Below are 24,202 nucleotides of genomic sequence, written 5' to 3'. Positions count from 1 at the left end.
TAAAAATTTATTGAGTGATTAATCTTGTTAATTATGTGGTTAATTTTTTGATGGGATATTTTTCAATTGAACTGCACATTGAGTCGTTGGGTTCAAAAAATTAGTTCAAAAAAAGAGAGCACAGACGCTATTTTTGAATAAGAAATAGTGGATTAAAAATAACTAGAATTACCTTGATATAGATGAATAAAATGAAAATTAAAACAATTCTCATTTCTGATTTTTGAACCATAATGATAAGTAACATAACGTAGAGAGATGGGGTGCAAAATGGTCGGACTTTTCAATCGTTGTTTGTCACATGAAGATGCAGGAAAATTGCTGTTGCGCTTAGCTGTGGGTGGGTTAATGCTATTTCACGGAATGAGCAAGCTGCTAACAGGTGCGAGTGGCATCAAAGGGTTGTTAGCCTCTTATGGTTTACCTGAATTTATTGCTTACGGCACAATTTTGGGTGAAGTGGTTGCTCCTATTTTCATTGTGTTGGGTATTTTAACCCGACCATCTGCATTGTTAGTGGCGTTCACGATGATTGTTGCATGGTTAATGGTGGGGTTAGATAAAACGTTCTTACTGGATAAAACAGGGGCATGGGCGATTGAGAGCATCGTTTATTTCTTTGTGAGTGCGCTGGCGATTGCGTTACTGGGGGCAGGGAAATTCTCTGTGGTAAAAAGTGAGAATTGGCGATAAATAGCGTGGAATAGTGAAAAGGGCATCGAAATCGATGCCCTTTGTTTGATAACGGGAAACGCTATTTAGTACTAAATTCTAAGATGGTTTTCTGTAAGAACGCATCTAACAGGCGACTATCTTTACAAGACGGTTCTGGAAATTGGTAGCGTTCCATGCTGTCTATGGTTTCTTGGATTAAGGCATCAATAGCGGGTCTGCGCGCGCCATATAGGCTTTCTTTGCCTCGACCTTTTATCTCTAGCAGCGTATTAATTTCCGTTAATACATCCTTTTGTCTGACACATGCCGCGACTAAATCACGAAAAGCCATCGGTGGCATATTTTTATGGTTCTCTATCCATCGCAAAGCTAATACTGACCGTAAGATATAAAAGTATTTTTTTAATTTCACTTCTTCGCCCTTAAAATCAGTGTATAAGTTCCTTTTACTGATAGAAAGATAGTGATAACGCGCTTTTAACGGTGAGTAAAATTGTTCAGCCAATGATTCTAACTGAGCAAAAAAGTCCTCATCTTTATGATAAACAATCGGCGACTGTAACCATTCAATTAATGCGGGGTTAGAATTACGCATCAGTTTTAAGGCTTTTGATAATTCCCAACCAGACACATCTAGCTCGTCGTCAATCGGCTTTTCTATCACATCACGCTTTCTATCGAGTGTCAGATACCAATCGAGGGAATGCACATAGATAAAGCGCACATCATAATCACTGTCTTGTGAGGCAAATCCCCAACCACGACTACCGGATTCACAGGCAAATAATATTTTGACTTGGTGAGTGCGTTCTATCTCGCTTAATGTTTCACGTATCCTTTCTTGCATAAGCATGGATACGCCATCACTCATTTTTTCCATGCTGTTACTTTTCATTTGAACTCCTAATTGGGGAAAATTACCCCTTCACACACACCACTTGGCGTAATGTATGCACAATTTCCACTAGCGACGATTGGGCTGCCATCACTGCATCAATGTCTTTATACGCCATTGGAATTTCATCGATTACATCGCTATCTTTTCGGCATTCAACATGGGCGGTGGCTATCTTTTGGTCGCTCACGGAAAAACGCTTTTTGGCTTCTGTTCGGCTCATTACGCGTCCTGCGCCGTGGCTACATGAACAAAAACTCTCTTCGTTTCCTAGACCGCGAACAATAAAGCTTTTGGCTCCCATTGAGCCTGGAATGATCCCCATTTGCCCTTTTTGGGCAGATACTGCCCCTTTTCGAGTCACCAAAATTTCTTCACCAAAATGCTGCTCTTTCTGCACATAGTTATGGTGGCAGTTTACGGCTTCTTGCTGCGTCATAAACGGTTTGGTGATTTCTTTCGACAGCGCTTCCAGCACGCGATGCATCATCACTTCACGGTTATGACGGGCAAAATCCTGCGCCCAACCTACGGCTTCCATATAGTCGTTGAAATATTGGCTTCCCTCTTGAAAGTACGCCAAATCACGGTCTGGCAAATTGGCGATATGTTGCTGCATATCTTTTTGCGCCAAGGTAATAAACAAGTTACCAATCGCATTTCCCACTCCGCGAGACCCGCTATGTAGCATCACCCAAACGCGGTCTTGCTCATCCAAACACAGCTCAATAAAGTGGTTCCCTGTTCCCAGCGTCCCTAAGTGGTTGTAATGGTTTGTCCCACGTAGCTTCGGGTACTTATCGCAGATGCGTTTGAACTCTTCATCCAGTTGCGCCCAGTGGGTATCCACAATATCAGGGGCACGATGCCAAGCGCCTTTATCTCGACCGTGTCGATGAGTGGTTCGCCCATGAGGTACTGCCGCTTCAATGGCAAAACGAATATTTTGCAGGCTATCGGGTAAATCCGATGCAGTTAATGATGTACGCACCGCAATCATTCCACACCCAATATCCACTCCAACCGCCGCAGGGATAATCGCCCCTTTGGTTGGGATCACGCTCCCGATAGTGGAACCTTTACCCACATGCACATCCGGCATCACTGCGAGGTGTTTAAAGATAAACGGCATTTTTGCGGTGTTTTGCAATTGGGTCACTGCCGCAGGGTCAACAGGGACTCCGTGAGTCCACATTTTTACTGGCGCACTATTGGGCTGCATAATTTGGTTAAAGTTATTGTTATTCATTGTTATTCCTTAATTTTTACCAATCCGTTTAATACTTGATCCAATCCACCATAAACGGAAATTTGGTCAATTCGATGTGCAATACTTTCTAAGGTTTCGAGCTCTTTCAAACGCAAGGCAACGGGGTTGTTTTCCATCACTTTGGCGGTATTTAGCAGTGAGCGCGTGGCGGCAGTTTCTTCACGGCGACGGATCACGTTGGCTTGTGCTGATTTTTCGGCTTCTACTACCTGAGACAAGATGGTGCGCATGTCTCCCGGTAAAATAATGTCTTTCACGCCAATGCTATCGATTTCTAAACCGAAGGTGAGGGCGGTTTGTACCACATGCTCCATCATCAGCTGGTCGATTAACTGCTTGTTTTCCAACAGTTCATCTAAGGTGCGTGTGCCGATAATTTCACGCAGGGCAAATTGCAGCTCGCGATATAAATAATCTACCGGTTGGCTCAATTTGGATAACGCCAACAGGATGTCGGCATAGCGCCAGTTTGCCGATAAGTTAACACGCAAAGTGACTTTATCTTTGGTCAAAATCTCCTGACCGCTGACTTCCAATGCCTGTAACCGTGTATCAATCACGTCGACTTCAGGTTTACGGCAAATCTTCCAGTAGCCGTAAGTGCCGGGCTGTAAAATGGATTGAATTTCACCATCTAATTTGAAGATACCTACATGCCATGCAGGAACTTGGCTGATTAACGCCAGATCGGTACCTTTGATGCGTTTTTTACCCGCCAAACGCGCCAGTAGTGTTGGGTTGATAACCACATCGTCCGTCGATTGAGTTTCGATGTGCAACGTATTGCCCGTTTTCCAGTACAGTCGGCGCGTCGCGGGCGCTAAAATTTCATTCAAGCTGTTATGCAAATACACAAAACCCATTTCATCATCTGCAAGAGTGATATCCACACAGTATTCTTCAACCCAATCAGGGTGAAACAGGCGTAAATGCTCAGCAAGTTTCTCTTCAATTGGGTCATTATTTAGTTCAAACAGTGAAACGGTCAGTTTATTAAACCAATCATTAAGGCGATATTCGCCAGCCACGAACAGTTGCTTGAAGTCGCCTTTGTTTGAAGTCAGTGCAATGTATCCCTGTGCCACGTTAATTTTTGTCATTGTTATTTTCCTTTTTATTTATTGAGGTGTTATCGAAATCATCGACGAAGCGAGGAGGGAAACAATCGAGCGCCATACGGCTGTCTACTGTTTTGCTCAATGCCCGGTGCGATGACTCGGATAACACTGTGTGGCGAAACGGCAACCACGTTTTATTCATTTGGTTTTGAATGTCGGGACTCGAACCCGATAGCGCATGCTATTACCAGATAGGTCTTACCAACGGCGGAATACAGACCATGAAGTGGGGCTAGCCACCATGTCTGCACCGGTAGAACTGAAGTTCTGACAAATTCCGGTAGTGGACAGTCAGACTATTGCCAGATGCGTGCCAACTTTCTAAAAATGCCATTAAATATTTTTAATTAGTTGATAATTAACATTTAATTATTTTTATGATTTTTCCGGTGCCATTGTTTATCAGAATGACTTATGCTTATTTATATATTTTTATATCGTAACTTATAAATATTTATAAATATGAATCAAAAAAGAAAAGTGGTTATTGGCGTATTGGGTACTGTGCTTGATAGACGCGGTAAAAAAGCCAATCGCTGGAAAAAATGGCGTCCTACTGTGGGACTGTGCCAGCAAGCAGATTTAGATATTCACCGTTTTGAGCTAATTCATCAGGTGAACGACTACTCGCTCGCGTGCCGGGTGAAAGAAGATATTGAGCAGGCATCACCGAAAACTGAGGTGATACTGCGTGAAGTGGATATTGCGGATCCGTGGGATTTTGAAGAGGTCTACACTTCACTGCTGGATTTTTCTGCGAACTACCCTTTCGATACAGAAAACGAAGAGTATTTGGTGCATATCACGACAGGCACCCACGTGGTACAAATCTGTTGGTTCTTACTGACGGAAGCACACTATTTGCCCGCAAAATTGATCCAAACTTCACCGACTCGCGGGGAACGGGAAACCGATCCTGTGGGTATGTATGCGGAAATTGATCTTGATTTAAGCCGTTATGCGCAAATCACCAGCCGCTTTGATAGCCAGCAGCAAACTCAGTTGGCATTCTTAAAAGCGGGGATCGCCACCCGTAATCAGGCATTTAATACCATGATTGAGCAAATCGAGCGTGTGGCACTACGCTCTAAAGCGCCGATTTTGCTCAATGGTCCAACGGGGGCAGGAAAATCATTTCTGGCTCGGCGAATTTACCAGTTACGCCAAGGGCGCCATCAAGTCAAAGGTCGCTTTGTGGAGATTAACTGCGCCACCTTGCGCGGCGATAATGCGATGTCCACGTTATTTGGGCATGTGAAGGGCGCATTTACGGGCGCGCTTAACCCACGCCAAGGGTTACTGAAAGAGGCCGACGGCGGCATTTTATTTTTGGATGAAATTGCCGAGTTAGGGCTTGATGAGCAGGCAATGCTATTAAAAGCCATTGAAGAAAAAAGCTTTTTTCCATTTGGTTCGGACAGTGAAATTCAAAGTGATTTTCAGTTGATAGCTGGCACCCATCGCAACCTTGCCGAGTGGGTGGAAGAGGGAAAATTCCGCGAAGATTTATTCGCCCGTATTAATATGTGGACGTTTGCGCTGCCAGGGCTGGCGGATCGCCGTGAGGATATTGAGCCGAATATCGATTATGAACTGGCAAAATTCTGCCAAGCAGAGCAGAGCCAAATCCGTTTTGATAGAGAAGCACGTCAGCACTATGTTCAGTTTGCTTGCTCCCCTAAAGCCGCATGGCGAGGCAACTTCCGTGAATTAGGCGCTTCAATTTCCCGTATGGCAACCTTCGCCGAACGTGGGCGTATTACGCAATCTGTGGTGGAGGAGGAAATTCAGCGTTTAAGCCAGCAGTGGCAGCCGAAATCTAAACTACAGCTACCTAAGCAAGTCGGGGAAATCGACCTGTTTGAACAGCAGCAGTTAGCCACCGTACTGGATGTGTGCCGAAAATCTTCATCATTATCAGAAGCTGGGCGCACTCTATTTGCGGTGTCTCGCCAACAGAAAAAGCAACCGAATGATGCAGATAGGCTGCGAAAGTATTTAGCTAAATTTGGATTGGATTGGGATGGGGTGAAAGCAGGAGTTTGAAGGTGCTATATCGCAGAAAATATAAAGCCATAAGAAAAATCCCCGCCGAAGCGGGGGAGGGGTAAAGCATTGTTAATGCAAGTTTGTCACGTAGAGTAAGAGTGAACGTTGTGCTTTACCCCGTAGTAATCATTGGGGGCTAGGCATGTAACTCTACGGTGGTTATTGCTTTACTTTATTTAGGTTCCACTGTGATTGAAATGGTTTGGCTAGCGATAGCATTTACAGTTGCCGTCAGGGTATCACTGCCCAGTTTGTTTAATACCAGTGACGCGGTATAAGTGCCGTCTTGATTATCTGTCCATGTTACATTGCCGGTTTGGACATGAGCCAACGTGATAGCTGAAGCCAAACCAGTTAACGGGTTATTAAAGCTATCGGTTGCTGTCACGGTTAACGCCAGTGAGTCACCGGATTTGAGGTTGGTGAGGGCGCTGCTGCTCAGGATAACAGTATCCAGCACCCCTTGTGCACCGGATTGCCCATTTGGGACCGACGAGATGGTAGAAGGTGCTTGTACGGTAATGGTCGCTTGGTTGGAGCCTTTACCATTGACCGACACCTGAATGTGCTTATTTCCACTGTGCTGTGCCGGCAGGGTGACGGTGTAGCTACCATCCGGATTTTGGGTGGCTGGCAGCGTGAGTTTTGTTCCAGCAATTGTCACGTCAAGTTGCTTAATATCGTTAACAGAGTTGCCGTAGCTATCGGTCAGTTCAACTTTTAATGCCGGTTTATCCCCCGCATTGGCCGATGGATCGATTGGTGTCACCACGACATTTTGAATATTTGAAATATCACTATTGCGGTTGACCGTCAAAATGGTTTTCGGACTAAATATTCCATTTACATGGGCAGTGATATCAATATCACCAACTGTGGTTAATGGTAAATTGACAATATAGTCACTGTGCCCTTCATCGCGCCAAGCAAGATCTTTGCCTTTAGTGTTGCCAAGGTGAATATTATTGAAATCCACATTTTCAATTGCATTACCAAAACTATCTTTCAGCGTGACCATAATAAGCGGGTTGTCACCAGATTTAAAATTAGTCCGGTTAGGGCTGATGTCTATTTCAATGCTTGCAATGACGCCTAATGCCCCTGCTGCACCACTACCATCTGTATTGGCTGATTTTATGGATGAAGCTCCAAGTGTGGTAAATGTTCGCTCAGGTGAGATTAATTTATCCAGAACAACTTGGATCGTATGCTTCCCTGATTGTTGTCCTGAAATTTTAGCCTCATAGATACCATTATCGATATCAGTATGCCTAATTGCGGCAGATGCTGGTTTTTTGTCAATGATGACTGTAATGTCATTTTGGGCATCAATTATTGGATTGCCGTGGCTATCCAATAATTGGAATGACACTTGGCTTTCTCTGCCTGCATAGACTTTATGTACATCTAAGATAGTAACTTGCTCCAATTTTCCGCTAAGGAACTCAACGACTTTGGTCTCACTCTGACCATTGACTGATATGGTCACTTCACTTGGACCGGCTTTTAAGCTAGTGAGTGTAACTTCAACAACACCATTTTTATCCGTTGTTGCTTTATCGACGATTTTTGCATGAGTAGCTGCAAAGGTAACTTCCTGATTGGCAATAGGGTTTCCATTTTTGTCAGTAATATAAGCTTGAACTGAATTTGTTGAAATACCATCAGCTATAGCCTTAGCCCGGGTGACGATAACACTGTAAATATGCGCTTGAGTGGAATCAGGCTTGAAAACGACTTGAGCTTTCGTGAGTTGCTGATTACCTGTGTAAGCACTAATTTCGTATGATCCTGCAATTTGTGAAGTGAATTGTACTCGAGCTTCGCCTTTCGTATTTGTTGTCGTGGTGTACTCCAATGGTTTTGTTCCTTTCATCGCTTGCATTTTTTTACGTAGGCCGTTCTGAGTACTGGAGTTAGTGGCAGTTTTTATATTCTGGGAAGCGAGAGAGAGTGTATTGGGTAAAATAAACATGACTTTTGCGTTGGAAACTGGATTACCTAAAGGGTCTCTGACAATGGCGGTAAGGGCATTAATATCAAGACCATTAGCTAAACCTTTACCATGAAAGGTCACGTCATTAGGGCTGATGCTGAGCATGTCAGGATGAATAATTTCAATTAAGGTTTCAGCAATAGGAGAGGCGTTGCCTTTAATATCATAGGCAGTTGCTTGTAAACGGTAGCGATTTATCTTTTGTGTATCTTTTGCCGTATTGGATGTTTTATATGATGGTAAAGTCAGGGTAGCCGTTTGATCAGTGGAGCTAATAGAGCCGCCTGCAGCTAAAAACTCAGGTGCTTGCCACTCAATGTGCTTGAGAGGATATTTACCAGTGAAAGATTTGACTAGTGGAACGGATTGTCCTGTTTCCCCTTGGATTTTAGTCGGTAATGACAGGTGCAGTAAGGTTTTCTTTTGATAGTTGAGAATAATATTATTATTGCGTTCAACAAAATCATAACGGTTACCTGAAAGACGGCGTGTCTCGGCGACCTTAGTTGGATCTAAATGGTGGGCTAAGCTCTTACCGAAAGTCCAAGTAAATTGAAGTTTCGCTTGGGTCTCGGCTTGTTTTTCGCTGCTAAATTTATGGCTGGCATTTAATGTTAATAATGGGAATGGCGTCCAGTTAGCACCGATGGTCGCGGCATTCGGGTTTTTTTGACGTTTTGTTTTTCCGAATAAGGCAACGCTATCGCCATAGTATTGCTCATACTTTAAGTTTCCACCTAGGTGTGGATAAGCCGGTAGCCAGCCTTCTACTTGAATATCCCAGCCGTGGGCGGGTTTGGTATTATAGTCATGGTTGAGTTCTGGAGCGCTTTTCCATGCGGTTAAACCGAAATAGCTATTGGCATTTAATTTTAAGTAGTCTTGCCAATATTCAATTCCTAATCCTGCGCGAGTATGGGCGTGAGAAAAATCGTGGTCGATAAATGCATTCATACCAATAGTGCTTTTTTCATGGAAATGACGTAAGCCAATCCCATTATTGGTATGAAATCGTTCATCATAACGATGTAGGCTGTGCTGGGTGAATAGCAATATTTCCTCTTGGTCATACCAAGGGATCAGCCAGTCAAACTGTGAGTTTTTAACGGAGAACTTTTTATCAATATCGATATTGAGTTTGACATTACCCGCTTTGGATAACCAATGTTCAATCTCTTTTGTGGCTTCACTGGCAACTTTATTTCGCGCGTAGTCTTGCGCCATCTCAGACAGATCCTTCATCGTTTTCTTTTGTGAAAAGAAGGTTCCGATTGTTTTAGTGTGCTCGGCGGTTAAGCGCTCAGTATTATCTTCGTTGATGATCTGGTCGCTACCTAGTGATGGTAGCTCTTTGTTATCCAACATTTTTGCATAAGCTGGAACAACAGGCATAATGACGGACGACCAAATAGCCGTAAATATAACAAAACGGTTAGCCAGTTTTTGTTTAACGGTTAAAAAAGAGGGACTCATTCAATGGATTCCTAGTGGCGAAAATTTACGCGGCCATTTTGGAGTAGGGAGCTAGGTATGAGCTTGTGAATTAATTTGACTTAAAAAGAAACTAAACTTGCTAGTTGGAATAGCTGTGAATTCCATAAATTTTACCCGCGTGGTCACGACGAAAATTGCAACAATAAAAAAGCCCTCAAAAAAGCGACGTTAGCCATTTTGGAAAAGTTTGGAATTGTATTTTCTTAATTTAAAAACAAAGAGATAGAAGAGGAATTATGGAGCTGACTTTCTTGGGTACTAGCGCAGGTGTGCCAACAAAAGAGCGCAATGTCACCAGTATGATATTAAATTTAGTCGGTATCCGTAAAAGCTACTGGCTCTTTGACTGTGGCGAAGGCACTCAGCACCGAATCTTAAACAGCCCCTTTAAAACACCCAAAATCGAGAAGATTTTTATTACTCATTTACACGGTGACCATATTTTTGGTTTACCGGGATTGCTGTGTAGCCGCTCGATGGGGGGAACGACGGATCCCTTAACGCTATATGGACCAAAAGGGCTGAAACAGTACGTGGAAACCGTCTTATCAGTGAGCGACTCCTATATGACTTATCCTCTTGAAATTGTAGAAATTGAGGCAGGTAAGTTATTTGATGATGGGGAGATGATCGTCACTGCGTATCGGTTGGATCACCGCGTAGAATGTTATGGCTATCGTATTGAAGAACATCCAAAACCGGGGGCGCTAAATGTGCAAAAACTGGAGCAAGATGGGATCCCTCGCGGGCCTTGGATGCAGGCGCTGAAAAAGGGCGAAGTGATTGAGCTAGAAGATGGTCGTACCGTGAATGGAGCTGACTACCTTGGTGAGCCAGTTGCAGGTAAAGTAGTGGCGATGTTTGGGGATACCATCCCAACGCCAGATGCGTTGTTATTGGCAAAAAATGCCGATGTGATGGTGCATGAAACTACGCTAGAAGTGGCGCTAGAGGCGAAAGCCAATGAACATGGGCATTCTTCTACCCGACAAGCGGCGCAACTTGCCAAACAAGCAGGAGTAAAACGGTTTATTGCGACGCATATCAGTGGGCGTTATGGGTCGGATGACATTCCGCGTTTACTGGCGGAGTGCCAAGCTGAGTTTCCTGAGACGCAGATTGCGGAAGATTATTTGACGGTGCGGATTTAGTTTTTAAGCAATCGACACGCATAAGGAAAACGTGTCGAAAAACTGACGAAAAATATACATATAGGAAAATTGTGTCGACTCAATCGATACATAGATATGAAATGTCGATTTTTATTGTAAAAATCGACATATAAAGAAGAAGGGATATATTGTACTAATAAATCACTTTCACAAACCCATTGCGGCAGTAGGTTTCATACTCATCGCTGAGTTGCCGATTTGTGACAATCACATCAAACTGGGATAGTTCGCCCATATTGGCGGTCGCCACTTCATCAAACAGATTGTAAGGTGCTAATAAAATCTTACGGATAGATTTTTCCATGCCTTTCTTTTTCATCGGTAAATCATCGAGATTATAGCAAGTCACCCCATAAGCACTGTGAACCCCAGTGGCGGACATAAACGCTTTTTTGGGGTTAATGGAATCTAATAACGAAGGCAGCGTTGGGCTGTAAAAAGAATCACTTTTTGGGCGGTATTCCCCACCACACAGTAGCGCCGTGGCATTTTTTTTCTGGCTCAATGCGAGAAAAACGTTATGAGAATAACAAATTCCGGTAAAGCTAATTTCTTCTGGGATTAAGGCTATTAAGGTCGCCATTTCGATGCCATTGTCGAAAAAGATCACATCGTCTTCACTGACCATACTGGCGGCTAAATTAGGAATATATAGGTCTTCAGTTTGATCTGGCGTGAAAATATCGGCATGGGGTTCGTGAGGAGCTAAAGCGGTAGGTTGAGTGACAGAAACAATATAGCCACCAAGCAGTGACATTGGGATAGGACCTTCGGTGTCCGCATTGAGATCTCGGCGAATGGTCATTTCAGAGACTTCGAGTATTCTCGCGGCTTCTTTAAGATGAATGCGTCCTGAACGTTTAATACATTCACTTAATCGGCGAAGGCGTTCTTTTTGTTTAGTTTCTATCACCCTGCAATCCTTTTTATGATGGCGCGGACGAACCGCGCCCCGTTGTTTAGTAGTCACTTGGAGTGGTATTTTCTCCCGTCACAATAGCGACACTCGCACTTGCACCAACGCGGTTAGCACCAGCTTCAATCATCTTAATTGCGGTTTCACGCGTACGTACGCCACCGGATGCTTTGACGCCAATTTCATTACCAACCACTTTGCGCATTAAAGCGACGTGATGCTCAGTGGCACCCATTGTACTGAATCCTGTTGAAGTTTTCACAAATCCAACGTTAATTGTGCGGCAAATTTCACAAACCTGTGTGATTTCTTCATCAGTTAACAGGCAAGTTTCGAGGATCACCTTTAATGTTGCCTTACCACAAGCCGCAAAAACAGCTTCGATATCTTGGCGAACAAAGTCTAAATCACCGCTTTTCAGCATGCCTACGTTGATGACCATATCCACTTCATCGGCACCACGGCGTACTGCTTCAGCAGCTTCAAACGCTTTGGCTTCTGTTAAACATGCGCCTAATGGGAAACCAACAACACAGCACACCATCACATCGCTATCTTTTAAACATTCGCTTGCCAATGGCACATAGCCAGTGTTAACACACACAGAGGCAAAGTGATGCTCTGCGGCTTCTGCACATAACGTTTTGATATCGTTAACTGTTGCATTGGCAGCCAATAAAGTGTGATCAATATATTTCGCTAAATCTTGCATTTTAAACCTTCCTATATGAAGTTTTTCAGAATAGATGTGGAATAGGTAACAAAGAATGAGGAAATGTGGCAGATATAACACTTGATCATTCGTTATTCGAGATCCTAATCACAAATGATATTTTTGCAACATGATAATGTTAGGATTATATCATTATGTGATTTATTTAACACGAGGGACATTATGGATATAGCAGTTATCGGTTCAAACATGGTCGATTTGATCACTTACATTGATCAAATGCCTAAAGAAGGGGAAACCCTCGAAGCTCCAGCCTTCAAAATCGGTTGTGGCGGTAAAGGGGCAAACCAAGCTGTTGCCGCAGCAAAATTAAACTCCAAAGTGATTATGCTAACTAAGGTCGGTGACGACATTTTTGCGGATAACACTATTCGTAATCTTGAGTCTTACGGCATCAATACGCGTTATGTAGAAAAAGTGCCATGTACCTCAAGCGGTGTTGCGCCAATTTTCGTTAACCAAAATTCGTCTAACAGCATTTTGATTGTCAAAGGGGCGAATAAGTTTTTATCCCCTGAAGATATCGACCGCGCTGCGGAAGATCTGAAAAAATGTAAATTGATCGTATTGCAGCTGGAAGTGCAGCTGGAAACGGTTTACCACGCAATTGCCTTTGGTAATAAGCACAACATCCCTGTATTGCTTAACCCAGCGCCAGCACAACGCGCACTAGATTTAGATTACGCATGCCGTTGTGATTTCTTTGTACCAAATGAAACCGAGCTAGAAATTCTGACCAATATGCCAGTGGATACCATGGATAACGTGCGTCGTGCGGCTCAATCCTTGTTAGACAAAGGCCTGAAAAATCTGATTGTCACTTTAGGTGATAAAGGTGCGCTATGGATGACTCGCGACAATGAGCTATTCATTCCCGCTATTAAAGTGAACGCGATTGATACCAGCGGGGCAGGGGATGCATTCATTGGTTGTTTCTCTCATTACTATGTTCATACCGGAAATATCGAAGAAGCGATGAAAAAAGCGGTTCTGTTTTCAGCCTTTAGCGTAACGGGAAAAGGCACCCAATCTTCTTACCCAAGCATCGAGCAGTTCAGTGAGTTTGTGCAGTTGAATAATTAGTACGCATCATCTTTCAAGCACCAGAAGCATTACCTGTACCCACAATATTTGCTCTGAATTTGAATGATGTTGAGCATGGCCGGTTGAAATGAAGGTTGCCATTAGAGCAAAAAGCCCGTTTAGCCGGTTAAAAATATAATAAAAATTATTAAGGGTTAATATGAACATCAAAAATATAACTCAGTTACCTGATGGGTACCTGAATAAGACACCTATATTCCAATTTATCCTACTTTCCTGCTTATTCCCGCTCTGGGGATGTGCAGCAGCACTGAATGATATTTTAATCACACAGTTTAAAAGCGTTTTCGAACTCAGTAACTTTGCCTCTGCATTAGTGCAAAGTGCGTTCTATGGCGGTTACTTCTTGATTGCCATTCCAGCTTCACTGGTTATCAAAAAAACCAGTTATAAATACGCGATTATGATCGGGCTTATTTTGTATATCGCGGGTTGTTCCATGTTCTTCCCTGCGTCTCATATGGCGACTTACACCATGTTTTTAGCCGCGATTTTTGCTATCGCGATTGGTTTAAGCTTCCTTGAAACCGCAGCGAATACTTACAGTTCGATGATTGGTCCAAAACAGTACGCGACTCTGCGTCTGAACATCAGCCAAACCTTCTACCCAATTGGTGCCGCAGGCGGGATCTTATTAGGTAAATATTTGGTCTTCTCTGAAGGGGAAAGCCTGCAAAATCAAATGGCAAACATGGATGCGACTCAAATCCATGAATTCCGTTTAGCGATGCTGGAAAACACCCTTGAACCATACCGTTATATGATCATGGTATTGGTTGTTGTGATGATCCTGTTTTTACTGACTAAATTCCCGAAATGCAAAGTGGCAGAAACGGCGGAACATAAACGTCCTTCTGCACTGGATACCTTAAAATATTTAGCTAAAAACAGTCGCTTTAGAAAAGGGATCATTGCCCAGTTCTTATATGTGGGAATGCAAGTTGCCGTTTGGTCGTTCACCATCCGTTTAGCGCTGGAAATGGGGGATATCAACGAGCGTGATGCCTCTAACTTTATGGTCTACAGCTTTGCCTGTTTCTTTATCGGTAAGTTTATTGCCAACATCTTAATGACTCGCTTTAACGCGGATAAAGTACTGATTATCTATTCGATTATTGGTGTGCTGTTCCTGGTGTATGTGGCCTTTATGCCGAGCTTCACTGCGGTGTATGCAGCAGTACTGGTGAGCATCCTGTTTGGACCGTGCTGGGCAACTATCTATGCGGGCACTTTGGAAACCGTCGACAACGAGCATACTGAAATGGCGGGTGCAGTGATTGTCATGGCGATTGTTGGTGCGGCAGTTGTACCTGCTATCCAAGGCTATGTCGCGGATATCACTCACTCTCTGCAACTCTCTTTCTTAGTTTCCATGTTGTGCTTCGTCTACGTGGGCATTTACTTCGTTGGCGAACGTCGCTTTAAAGCTAAACAACAAGCCAAATAATTAACTGTGACTCAGGGTAGGCGCTACGCCTACCCATCTTTACCTCAAACCGTGAGTATGACAATGAACACAATTATCCCGTTACATAAACGCTTATTTACGGAAAAACCGACCTTAATCCTGAAAAATAGCCAGTTTTCCGTTTCCGCATTTGTCTATCAATCTGGTGTGCAAGGGCTGCGTGTTGAAAACTCGCAGGGGCATTTAACCATTTTGCCATTTTTAGGGCAGATGATTTGGGATGCTGAGTTTTGCGGGCAAAATCTGAAAATGGAAAATATGTTTTCAGAACCTAAGCCTGTTCCAACTGTGATTGAAACCTATGGCTGCTTCGCCTTCCATTCTGGATTAATTAGTAATGGTTGCCCATCGCCAGAAGATAATCACCCATTGCACGGGGAAATGCCTTGCGCACCAATGGATAGCGCATGGCTTGAATTGACGGAAAACAGCCTTAAAGTGTGTGGCGAGTATGAGTATGTGATGGGCTTTGGCCATCATTATCGTGCCGCGCCGTCTGTGCAATTACATACCGATAGCGCGCTGTTTGACATTCATATGTCCGTCACTAACTTGGCATCAGTACCTATGCCGCTCCAATATATGTGCCATATGAACTATGCCTATGTGGACGATGGTACTTTAACGCAGAATATTCCTGAGCAGGCGATTAAGCTGCGTGAATCTATTCCGGGGCATGTGCATCCAACGCAAAAATGGCTCGATTTTAATCAAGCGCTCAAGTCAGGCAAGGCGACGCTCAATCAGCTGAATCAGCCGCAAATGTGCGACCCTGAAATTGTCTTTTTTATGGACAATTTGAGCCAATACACGGCAAACCCTGAATTTAAGATGACTTCGCCAGCGGGTAATACCTTTGTAACCCGCTTTAAAGCCAATGAACTGAATTATGCGACTCGCTGGATTTTATATAATGGCGATCAAAAAGTGGGGGCATTCGTGTTACCAGCAACCTGTCGCCCTGAAGGGTTTATTGCTGCGAAAAATAACCAAACGCTGATTTGGTTGGAGGCGGGGGAAAACCGTCAATTTACCGTGACGACGGGTGTTGAACAGTAAATTTTGTTTTTTAGTTTTTTATGAGGCTGCCAATGCGCAGCCTTTTACTCATATTGCTGGCACTCTTCTTGTAAGTCATCGAGCACGCTCTGAGCATCAAATATCGGGGTACCCTTACCATTAGGTAGCATCATAATTGCCGTTTTAATATTGGCGCTCGCCATGTCAGGTAATATTTCCGCCATTAAATGTTCCAGTGTCATAGGAAGCGGGTAACATCTGCTCCATTCATCGGTTAAGCATAATTCGGCATACTCTTTTGCGACCCACAGAGGTAAAAATAAACGCTGGCTATCATCTTGTGCCGTGACTAAACCCTCATGGTTACCCAATGTCCATACTTGCTCCCAATCTGCAACCTTGCCGATAAAATAGTCATATCGTTGATGAGGATTCAGTAGTAGAACATTTTGAATTTCTTGTTTTTTAGGTGAGAAATAGACACTGTTCATTATTAGACTACCTGAAAAGTAATTGATAATTATTGAGAAAATTAAATGAATAATTGATATCTTAGCAGTTATTCACTCACTATTTAGAGTGTTATATTTTACACAGCAAATTAGTTTTCAATGTCAGTTTAGGGCAATAAACATGATAGAAGCATTACTTGAAAAATATGCCATTGGCATGACCATCATTGCCGTCTGTTTAGCGTTGTATTTGCTTTTTGAAGTTTTACACAAGCGGCACAAACATAAGCGAAAAAGCATTTTGGTGCATGTGATCCAAACCATGGTGCTGTGCGTGATGGTGTTGGTGACAGCTCAATCTGTAGATATGGCAGCCAGTGACTTTGATTTAACCTTTATTTCAACACCACTGATTAATCTAGTCGCCATATCGGTGATAGCATTGATTATCACGCGAAAATTCTTTCAGTTGGTTAACCGCCTAGAGAAAAAACAGATTAAAAAAGGCAGTGACCCGACTTCCGCGCGGATTATTGCACGAGTATTTAAGACTGCGGTCATCGTCATCATTATGCTGTTATTTGGCGAACATTTTGGCATGAGTTTGTCAGGATTAATGGCATTTGGGGGCATTGGCGGTATCGCCATCGGTATGGCGGGTAAAGATATCCTGAGTAACTTTTTCTCAGGGATCATGCTCTATTTCGACCGCCCGTTTAATATTGGGGATTGGGTCAGCTCGCCGGATAGAAATATTGAAGGTACGGTCGTCGAAATTGGCTGGCGGATCACCAAGATTGTTACGTTTGACCATCGTCCGCTTTATATTCCTAACTCGCTATTTTCTTCCATTAGTGTTGAAAACCCAGGGCGCATGACTAACCGACGGATTAAAACAGAAATCGGTTTACGTTATGAAGATGCCGACAAAGTCAGCGCGATTGTGGACGATATTCGCACCATGCTGAAGCAAGATGAAAATATCGATACAGGGCAAACCTTGCTGGTCTATTTTGATGCGTTTGCGGATTCTTCCCTAAATATTATGGTGTACTGCTTTACGAAAACCACCGTATGGGCAGAATGGCTGGATGCGCAGCAAGCGGTCTATTTGAAAATTATTGATATAGTTAAGCGTCATAATGCGGACTTTGCATATCCATCTCAAACTCTGTACGTAGAAAGAAACAAGTAACCTCGTCGTCTCGAAAAATTAACCGACTGATCCACTGTCATTATTGTCTGTTTCGGTCGGTTAATCTGCAAATAATCTATTTTTCATGGTTTATGACTAAAAATCCGGTGAGGTTATCCGGAAATTTTTATACTATTAACCAGTAAGTTATAAAAAATATTCACTCTAGGCAAAACTGAATAATTTTGCATTAATTCTGACTATTTCAATCTCAGTATCTATCAAGTATATTGAGCCCCTCTTTACCTCAGCTAACCAAGAGCCAGACTGCTATGAAGAAAATCAATGTGGCATGTAGCCAGGGGGTCGCTATCTATTTTACGGGTCAATTCCAGTGGGTAGATATTCGCGATGCACAGTTAAATAATATCGCTGCGGTTGTGCTCTCTGAACAAGATGCCAACCAAGGGCTGTGGAAGAGAGTTGCAGACAGTAAACTCAGTATTCCGCTGTTTGTCATTAGTGACAAGCAGCTACCAGACAATGCACCAACGCCTGACTATTTGACCGCATTATTACCGCCAGCGCCTGCTGCGCGTGAAGAGAATAGCCGCCAATTACAGGATGCTGCAAACCAATACCTTGAACAGCTATTACCGCCATTCTTTGCGCGAATGATGGATTATGCTGCGGGTCACAATGTAACGTTTGCCTGCCCAGGACACCAAGGTGGACAATTTTTCCGTCGTCATCCAACGGGTGAACAGTTCTACCAATTCTATGGTGAAAATCTCTTTCGCACTGATTTATGTAACGCTGATGTGGCGATGGGGGATTTGCTGATCCACGAAGGTGCGGCAAAAGAAGCCCAAAAATTTGCGGCGAAAGTGTTCAATGCGGATAAAACCTATTTTGTGCTTAATGGCACGTCGTCATCCAATAAAGTGGTCTTAAATGCCTTATTAACACCGGGTGATTTAGTGCTGTTTGACCGCAATAACCATAAATCTAACCATCATGGCGCCCTGATCCAAGCAGGGGCAACACCCGTTTATTTGGAAACAGCGCGAAATCCATTTGGATTTATTGGTGGAATTGATGCCCACTGTTTTACCGAAGAATACTTAAGAAACGCGGTGAGCGAAGTGATGCCGGAAAAAGCACAGGCAGAAAAACCGTTCCGCCTTGCCGTGATCCAGCTAGGGACTTATGACGGAACAGTCTACAACGCGAGGCAAGTGGTGGATAAGATTGGGCACCTTTGCGAATACATTCTGTTTGATTCCGCGTGGGTGGGTTACGAACAATTTATCCCGATGATGCGCCAATGCTCGCCGTTGCTGCTGGAACTGAACGAGAATGACCCCGGTATCATGGTGACGCAATCTGTTCATAAGCAGTTGGCGGGTTTTTCGCAGGCTTCGCAGATCCATAAAAAAGATAACCATATCAAAGGCCAAGAGCGCTTTGTTTCCCATAAGAAACTGAATAACGCGTTTATGATGCACGCCTCTACCAGCCCGTTTTACCCACTGTTTGCTTCATTAGATGTGAATGCGCGCATGCACCAAGGGGAAGCGGGGGAAATGATGTGGATGGAGTGTGTGAGACAAGGGATTGAGGTCAGAAAATCCATTATTCAACACTGCCGCCACTTTAGACCGTTTGTGCCAGAGTTAGTGGATGGCAAGCCGTGGCATGAATACCCAACAGAGCAAATTGCATCGGAGCAGCGTTTCTTTAATTTCATTCCGAAAGAGCGTTGGCATGCGTTTGAGGGTTACGCGCAAGACCAATATTTCGTTGACCCATGCAAGCTGATGCTGACGACGCCGGGGATTGATGTAGAAAGCGGCGAGTATGAGTCTTTCGGGGTTCCGGCGACGATTTTGGCACATTTCCTGCGTGAACATGAGGTGATCCCTGAAAAATGCGATTTAAACTCGATTTTATTCCTGCTAACACCAGCGGAATCACGTGAAAAGCTGGAATTGCTGGTTTCTCACTTAGTACGTTTCGAGCAGCTTCTGGATGAAGACGCATTATTTGAAGACGTTTTACCATCCGTGTATCAGCGTTATCAGGAACAGTATCAAGGGTATACTTTGCGTCGATTGTGCCAAGAAATGCATCAATTAAGCGTGGATTTTAATATTAAACAGCTACAAAAAGAGATGTTCCGCAAGGCGCATTTCCCTGTAGTGAAAATGAATCCACAACAGGCACATCTGGAGTTTATTCGCGGCAATGTGGAATTACTGCCACTGGATGAGTTAGAGGGGCGAATTGCCGCAGAAGGGGCGTTACCTTATCCGCCGGGCGTGCTGTGTGTGGTACCGGGGGAAGTCTGGACAGGGCCTGTTCTTCAGTATTTTAAAGCGCTGGAAGCGGGAATTAACGCCTTGCCGGGCTTTGCACCAGAGCTACAAGGGGTCTATATTTCAAAAAATGAAAATGGACCAAAACGAGTGTATGCGCATGTTTTGAAATAAATTTCTCCGTATTCAGACATCGAGCATAGATTTTGCCGCATGAGATAGCTAAATTGGGATCCGCAAAATGTGGATCCCGATTGACGATAAGGCAACCCTATGACGAAAAAGATTATTTTAGACTGTGACCCAGGGCATGACGATGCCATCGCTATGCTACTGGCTTACGGTAATCCAGACATCGATTTACTCGCCGTCACCACGGTTGCAGGCAACCAAACTCTCGAAAAAGTCACCCGTAATGCCCGTGCGATTGCTGAAATGGCGAATATTCGCGGCATTCCTTTTGCTGCGGGTTCAGCGCGTCCATTAGTGCGTGAAGTGGAAGTGGCGCCCGATATTCATGGGGATTCCGGGTTGGATGGTCCTGAGCTTCCAACTCCAACGCTAGCGTTGGATGAGCGCCATGGGGTGAATTTGATCATCGATACGATTATGTCCCACCCACCAAAAACCATTACTTTGGTGCCTACGGGGGCACTGACCAATATCGCGTTAGCGGCAAGACTAGAACCTCGGATTGTGGAACGCGTAAAAGAAGTGGTGTTGATGGGCGGTGGCTACCATGTGGGAAATTGGAGTCCAGTCGCAGAATTTAATATCAAAATAGATCCAGAAGCCGCCCATATTGTTTTCAATGAAAAATGGCCGCTAACGATGGTTGGTCTGGATCTCACTCACCAAGCACTGGCAACGCCAGAAGTCGTGGCGAAAATTGCCGAAATAGACACGAAATGCTCGCAGTTTGTTGTCGAATTGCTGGATTTCTTCGGAAAAATGTACAAACAAGCTCAGGGTTTTGATGCGCCACCAGTGCATGATCCTTGCGCTGTTGCCTATGTGATAGACCCATCAGTAATGACCACCCAAAAAGTTCCTGTGGACATCGAATTAACGGGAACGCTGACTCTTGGCATGACGGTGGCAGATTTTCGACATCCCGCTCCTGCGGATTGCCATACCCAGGTTGCCGTGAAATTAGACCGCGACAAGTTTTGGCAGATGGTTATCGACGCACTGAAAAATATTGGTTAATGGAATCGTATTTAACATGAAGAGTGAATTAGAACAGATGCCTTATGAGGCATTAATTGAACGCAGCATGAACTCTCTGGAATTGAAAAATCAGTTCCATTGCGATAATTGGAAATTGGATGAAGCCAGTTGGTCGGTGGATCAAGATGAAGGCACCATTATTTTCCATGCACCGGACAATATAATGGTGACGGCACCCGTGCAAATCATTGGGACTTATGACCAAAATGTGGGGAGCTGGATGTGGGGCTGGGCGAATAGCTCCATTGATGAGTCATTAATGCGAGATGCGATTGCGGTTAAAGCTTACGGTGAGCGCCAAGATAATAGTTTGCTGACCTCCCGTGTGAGCGATATCGAAGAGTATGATGCATGGCAGTTGGCGGCATTGGCTTGTGAGTTAAATGAGCAACAAGGTGTTTATCGCGGCGTTGCAGGTAGTACTCTGATTTTTATGACGTTCGGCCAAGTTTCCCTTCAAAAAATCTAAGCCAGAAGCGCCTTTTTTATCATAGATAACAAGGGCGTCACCAACTCCTCGAAAACGGCCAGCACAGTTTATTATGACAAAAGAAAGTCAGCTGTTAAAATGCGGCTTTCTTTTGCTATTTCACAACAGCATAAGCCTTAAATTCGATATCAACGCCAAAAGACCAACATGCAACAAAATCAAACGATAGAACAAAATACACCATCAACAACAGGTGGTTACAAAAACCTTAACCGCTTCTCGGTTGCGCCTATGCTGGATTGGACCGACCGCCATTGCCGTTATTTCCATCGCTTATTAACGAAAAATACGTTGCTGTACACCGAAATGGTGACGACGGGCGCGATCATTTATGGCAAAGGTGATTATCTTGCTTATAGCGAAGAAGAGCATCCCGTTTCCTTGCAGTTGGGTGGCAGTGACCCCGCGGCTTTAGCGCAATGCGCAAAATTAGCGCAAGAGCGTGGCTACGATGAAATCAACCTGAACGTTGGTTGCCCATCAGACCGCGTACAGAACGGGCGTTTTGGTGCATGTTTAATGGCGGATGCTCAGCTGGTCGCAGATTGTGTCAAAGCGATGCGTGACGTGGTGTCTATCCCTGTAACGGTGAAAACACGCATTGGGATTGATGAGCAAGATAGCTACGAATTTTTATGTGAATTCATTGATACCGTCTCCACAAAAGGGGACTGTGACATGTTTATTATCCATGCTCGCAAGGCGTGGTTATCAGGGTTAAGTCCAAAAGAAAACCGTGAAATTCCCCCACTGGATTACCCTCGCGTATACCAATTAAAACGTGATTTTCCGCATCTCACCATGGCTATCAATGGGGGCGTTAAAACTCTCGAAGAAGCTAAAGAACATCTAAAACATTTAGATGGCGTGATGGTGGGTCGTGAAGCGTATCAAAATCCATCAATCTTAACCGCGGTAGATAATCAATTGTTTGATGAAACAATGCCCATTGTCGATAGCGTTGCTGCTGTCCGTAGCATGTATCCATACATCGAAAAAGAGCTGTCTAACGGGGCTTATTTAGGGCATATGACTCGCCATATTTTAGGGATTTTCCAAGGAATTCCGGGGGCTCGTCAATGGCGTCGCCACTTAAGCGAAAATGCCCATAAACAGGGTGCTGACTTATCAGTGGTTGAACAAGCGCTCGCGTTTGTGACCCGTGGCGAGTAAATATTACTTAAATGAAATTGCGATTTTGGCTGATGCGGGCTGAGTAGGATTATCTGCATGCTATGATAAAACTCATTAATGAATGAGGAAGAAGCAGATGAAAATATTAATAGCAACCTCTTTGCTGCTGTTAGTTGCTGGATGTTCGGGGTCAGATGGGCAGATGCGAGAACCACCAAAGCAAGATCCCTATGAGGGAACAGTGTTAAACACCATTAAAGAGAACCAGCAGATCTACAAAGAGCAGCAAGCACGCAAAGGGCACTATTAATTCGTGCAACTGAAGTAATTATTTAGTGCAACGGAAGTGAGTAAAAATTACCGTTGTTAGAATTTTAAAAGCGCCAGTTATTGATAGCTGGCGCTTTTTTATGAATTAAGGAATGAGCAAGCTTGAGCCTTGAGTCTTACGTTGTTCTAATGTTTGGTGCGCCTTTTGGGCATCTTTCAGCGCAAAAATTTGAGATGCCGGCACATCCACATTCACTTTGCCACTTAAAATCATATCAAACAGGGCGTTGCTGGCTTGGTCTAACTCTTCTCTGTTAGTGACATAGCCGCCTAATGATGGGCGGGTCACATACAGAGAGCCTTTTTGATTTAAGATCCCTAAGTTAACCCCAGTTACGGCGCCAGAAGCATTACCAAAGCTCACCATTAAACCGCGACGTTTCAGTGAATCTAAAGAAGCGAGCCAAGTCGCTTGACCTACAGAGTCATACACCACATTCACTTTTTCACCGTGAGTGATTTCTTTTACGCGTTCAGCGATGTTTTCGGTTTGGTAATTGATGACTTCCCACGCCCCTGCGGCTTTCGCACGCTGCGCTTTCTCTTCAGAGCCAACGGTACCAATCATTTTCGCGCCTAACGCTTTTGCCCATTGGCAAGCAATCAGACCAACACCACCCGCGGCAGCGTGAAATAAGAAAACTTCATCTTTTTGAACTTGATAGGTTTGATTGAGCAGATAGTAAACGGTCATGCCTTTAAGCGAACAGGCAGCTGCTTGTTCGAAAGTGATACCATCGGGTAAGTGTGCCACGGCATTGACAGGTACATTATGAACTTCACTGTATGCGCCTAGCGGACCTTGTGCATAAACTACGCGATCACCTGGTTTGAAACCGGTGACTTGGGAGCCAGTTTTAACCACGACACCCGCCGCTTCGGTGCCGAGTCCACATGGCAAACTTGCAACTGGATACAGTCCACTGCGTACATAGGTATCAATAAAGTTAATACCAATTGCACGGTTTTCGATTTGGATTTCGTTTTCAGCCGGCGCATTCGGGGAATAGTCGACAAAATTGAGGACTTCAGGACCACCATGTTGCGAAAATTCAATACGTTTTGCCATGATCATCTCCAATGAGTGAGTTTGTTTTTATTAACAGTATCAATTGCCCCATCATAACGCGATGCTTTACTGAGAAGAATTATCGGTTTGTGCGCTGTGTTAAGATTGTGCCTGCAATAATATCTTGTGCAGAT

The 24,202-nt window shown here is 44.0% G+C and carries 20 protein-coding genes; 12 read left to right on the top strand and 8 right to left on the bottom strand.

Annotated elements, in window-relative coordinates; genetic code table 11:
- The first annotated feature begins 270 nt into the window (after positions 1 to 270).
- Entirely contained in the window at positions 271 to 693 is a 423-nt protein-coding gene (locus tag GKR61_RS12210; protein WP_036955165.1) for a DoxX family protein, read from the top strand.
- Between the two features lie 61 nt (positions 694 to 754).
- Here the strand turns inward: GKR61_RS12210 and GKR61_RS12205 are convergent, their stop codons facing one another.
- From GKR61_RS12205 to GKR61_RS12195, 3 genes are read right to left on the bottom strand one after another with little or no spacing between them, the layout of a single operon-like run.
- Positions 755 to 1,570, bottom strand: a complete 816-nt coding sequence (locus GKR61_RS12205; RefSeq protein ID WP_410431325.1) for a nucleotidyltransferase domain-containing protein — start codon at positions 1,568 to 1,570, stop codon at positions 755 to 757.
- Between the two features lie 22 nt (positions 1,571 to 1,592).
- Positions 1,593 to 2,819, bottom strand: a complete 1,227-nt coding sequence (locus GKR61_RS12200; protein ID WP_006663311.1) for an RtcB family protein — start codon at positions 2,817 to 2,819, stop codon at positions 1,593 to 1,595.
- 2 nt (positions 2,820 to 2,821) lie between these two features.
- On the bottom strand, positions 2,822 to 3,940 hold the full coding sequence (locus tag GKR61_RS12195; RefSeq protein WP_154599641.1) for a slipin family protein: 1,119 nt from the start codon (positions 3,938 to 3,940) through the stop codon (positions 2,822 to 2,824).
- A gap of 480 nt (positions 3,941 to 4,420) precedes the next feature.
- Between GKR61_RS12195 and rtcR the strand changes: the two genes are divergently transcribed.
- On the top strand, positions 4,421 to 6,004 hold the full coding sequence (gene rtcR, locus GKR61_RS12190; RefSeq protein WP_036955160.1) for an RNA repair transcriptional activator RtcR: 1,584 nt from the start codon (positions 4,421 to 4,423) through the stop codon (positions 6,002 to 6,004).
- A gap of 175 nt (positions 6,005 to 6,179) precedes the next feature.
- Here the strand turns inward: rtcR and GKR61_RS12185 are convergent, their stop codons facing one another.
- On the bottom strand, positions 6,180 to 9,476 hold the full coding sequence (locus GKR61_RS12185) for an inverse autotransporter beta domain-containing protein (RefSeq protein ID WP_154599640.1): 3,297 nt from the start codon (positions 9,474 to 9,476) through the stop codon (positions 6,180 to 6,182).
- Positions 9,477 to 9,733: 257 nt separating this feature from the next.
- Here GKR61_RS12185 and rnz point away from each other — a divergent pair, with 257 nt between their 5' ends.
- Positions 9,734 to 10,648, top strand: a complete 915-nt coding sequence (gene rnz / locus GKR61_RS12180; RefSeq protein ID WP_108479326.1) for a ribonuclease Z — start codon at positions 9,734 to 9,736, stop codon at positions 10,646 to 10,648.
- Positions 10,649 to 10,802: 154 nt separating this feature from the next.
- Here rnz and GKR61_RS12175 read toward each other — a convergent pair whose 3' ends face one another.
- Together GKR61_RS12175 and deoC are read right to left on the bottom strand one after the other, a co-directional pair.
- A complete protein-coding gene (locus GKR61_RS12175) occupies positions 10,803 to 11,582 on the bottom strand; it encodes a DeoR family transcriptional regulator (protein WP_036955059.1) in 780 nt (259 codons plus the stop codon).
- 46 nt (positions 11,583 to 11,628) lie between these two features.
- Complete coding sequence (gene deoC / locus GKR61_RS12170) at positions 11,629 to 12,297, bottom strand: deoxyribose-phosphate aldolase (protein ID WP_036955058.1); 669 nt, start codon at positions 12,295 to 12,297, stop codon at positions 11,629 to 11,631.
- Positions 12,298 to 12,480: 183 nt separating this feature from the next.
- On the opposite strand from deoC, the gene rbsK reads away from it, so the two are divergent.
- The 3 genes from rbsK to GKR61_RS12155 all read left to right on the top strand — a co-directional run bounded on the left by rbsK (position 12,481) and on the right by GKR61_RS12155 (position 15,949).
- Complete coding sequence (gene rbsK, locus GKR61_RS12165; RefSeq protein ID WP_154599639.1) at positions 12,481 to 13,401, top strand: ribokinase; 921 nt, start codon at positions 12,481 to 12,483, stop codon at positions 13,399 to 13,401.
- 160 nt (positions 13,402 to 13,561) lie between these two features.
- On the top strand, positions 13,562 to 14,869 hold the full coding sequence (gene fucP, locus GKR61_RS12160; protein ID WP_108479327.1) for an L-fucose:H+ symporter permease: 1,308 nt from the start codon (positions 13,562 to 13,564) through the stop codon (positions 14,867 to 14,869).
- Between the two features lie 63 nt (positions 14,870 to 14,932).
- On the top strand, positions 14,933 to 15,949 hold the full coding sequence (locus tag GKR61_RS12155) for an aldose 1-epimerase family protein (RefSeq protein WP_195848050.1): 1,017 nt from the start codon (positions 14,933 to 14,935) through the stop codon (positions 15,947 to 15,949).
- 44 nt (positions 15,950 to 15,993) lie between these two features.
- Here the strand turns inward: GKR61_RS12155 and GKR61_RS12150 are convergent, their stop codons facing one another.
- Complete coding sequence (locus tag GKR61_RS12150; protein ID WP_154599637.1) at positions 15,994 to 16,401, bottom strand: DUF2750 domain-containing protein; 408 nt, start codon at positions 16,399 to 16,401, stop codon at positions 15,994 to 15,996.
- A gap of 142 nt (positions 16,402 to 16,543) precedes the next feature.
- Here GKR61_RS12150 and GKR61_RS12145 point away from each other — a divergent pair, with 142 nt between their 5' ends.
- From GKR61_RS12145 to GKR61_RS17605, 6 genes are all read left to right on the top strand, one after another.
- Positions 16,544 to 17,557, top strand: a complete 1,014-nt coding sequence (locus tag GKR61_RS12145; protein WP_036955051.1) for a mechanosensitive ion channel family protein — start codon at positions 16,544 to 16,546, stop codon at positions 17,555 to 17,557.
- A 272-nt stretch (positions 17,558 to 17,829) separates the two neighbouring features.
- Entirely contained in the window at positions 17,830 to 19,989 is a 2,160-nt protein-coding gene (locus tag GKR61_RS12140) for an ornithine decarboxylase (protein ID WP_154639811.1), read from the top strand.
- 99 nt (positions 19,990 to 20,088) lie between these two features.
- Complete coding sequence (gene uriH / locus GKR61_RS12135; RefSeq protein WP_036955049.1) at positions 20,089 to 21,024, top strand: uridine-preferring nucleoside hydrolase UriH; 936 nt, start codon at positions 20,089 to 20,091, stop codon at positions 21,022 to 21,024.
- Between the two features lie 16 nt (positions 21,025 to 21,040).
- The gene (locus tag GKR61_RS12130; protein WP_036955048.1) at positions 21,041 to 21,514 is read left to right on the top strand and encodes a DUF6882 domain-containing protein; all 474 of its coding nucleotides are present in this window, start codon (positions 21,041 to 21,043) and stop codon (positions 21,512 to 21,514) included.
- A gap of 168 nt (positions 21,515 to 21,682) precedes the next feature.
- The gene (gene dusA / locus GKR61_RS12125; RefSeq protein WP_036955045.1) at positions 21,683 to 22,708 is read left to right on the top strand and encodes a tRNA dihydrouridine(20/20a) synthase DusA; all 1,026 of its coding nucleotides are present in this window, start codon (positions 21,683 to 21,685) and stop codon (positions 22,706 to 22,708) included.
- 97 nt (positions 22,709 to 22,805) lie between these two features.
- Positions 22,806 to 22,979, top strand: coding sequence for a hypothetical protein (locus GKR61_RS17605; protein ID WP_195848387.1), 174 nt, complete (start codon positions 22,806 to 22,808; stop codon positions 22,977 to 22,979).
- A gap of 105 nt (positions 22,980 to 23,084) precedes the next feature.
- Here the strand turns inward: GKR61_RS17605 and GKR61_RS12120 are convergent, their stop codons facing one another.
- The gene (locus GKR61_RS12120) at positions 23,085 to 24,068 is read right to left on the bottom strand and encodes a quinone oxidoreductase (RefSeq protein WP_154599634.1); all 984 of its coding nucleotides are present in this window, start codon (positions 24,066 to 24,068) and stop codon (positions 23,085 to 23,087) included.
- Positions 24,069 to 24,202: the final 134 nt, after the last annotated feature.

It is taken from the genome of Providencia sp. wls1916, from assembly GCF_009706585.1.
GTDB classification, from domain to species: Bacteria; Pseudomonadota; Gammaproteobacteria; order Enterobacterales; family Enterobacteriaceae; genus Providencia; species Providencia lanzhouensis.
Note: the sequence above shows the minus strand (reverse complement) of the source record. Positions and strands in the feature narration are given on the sequence as shown.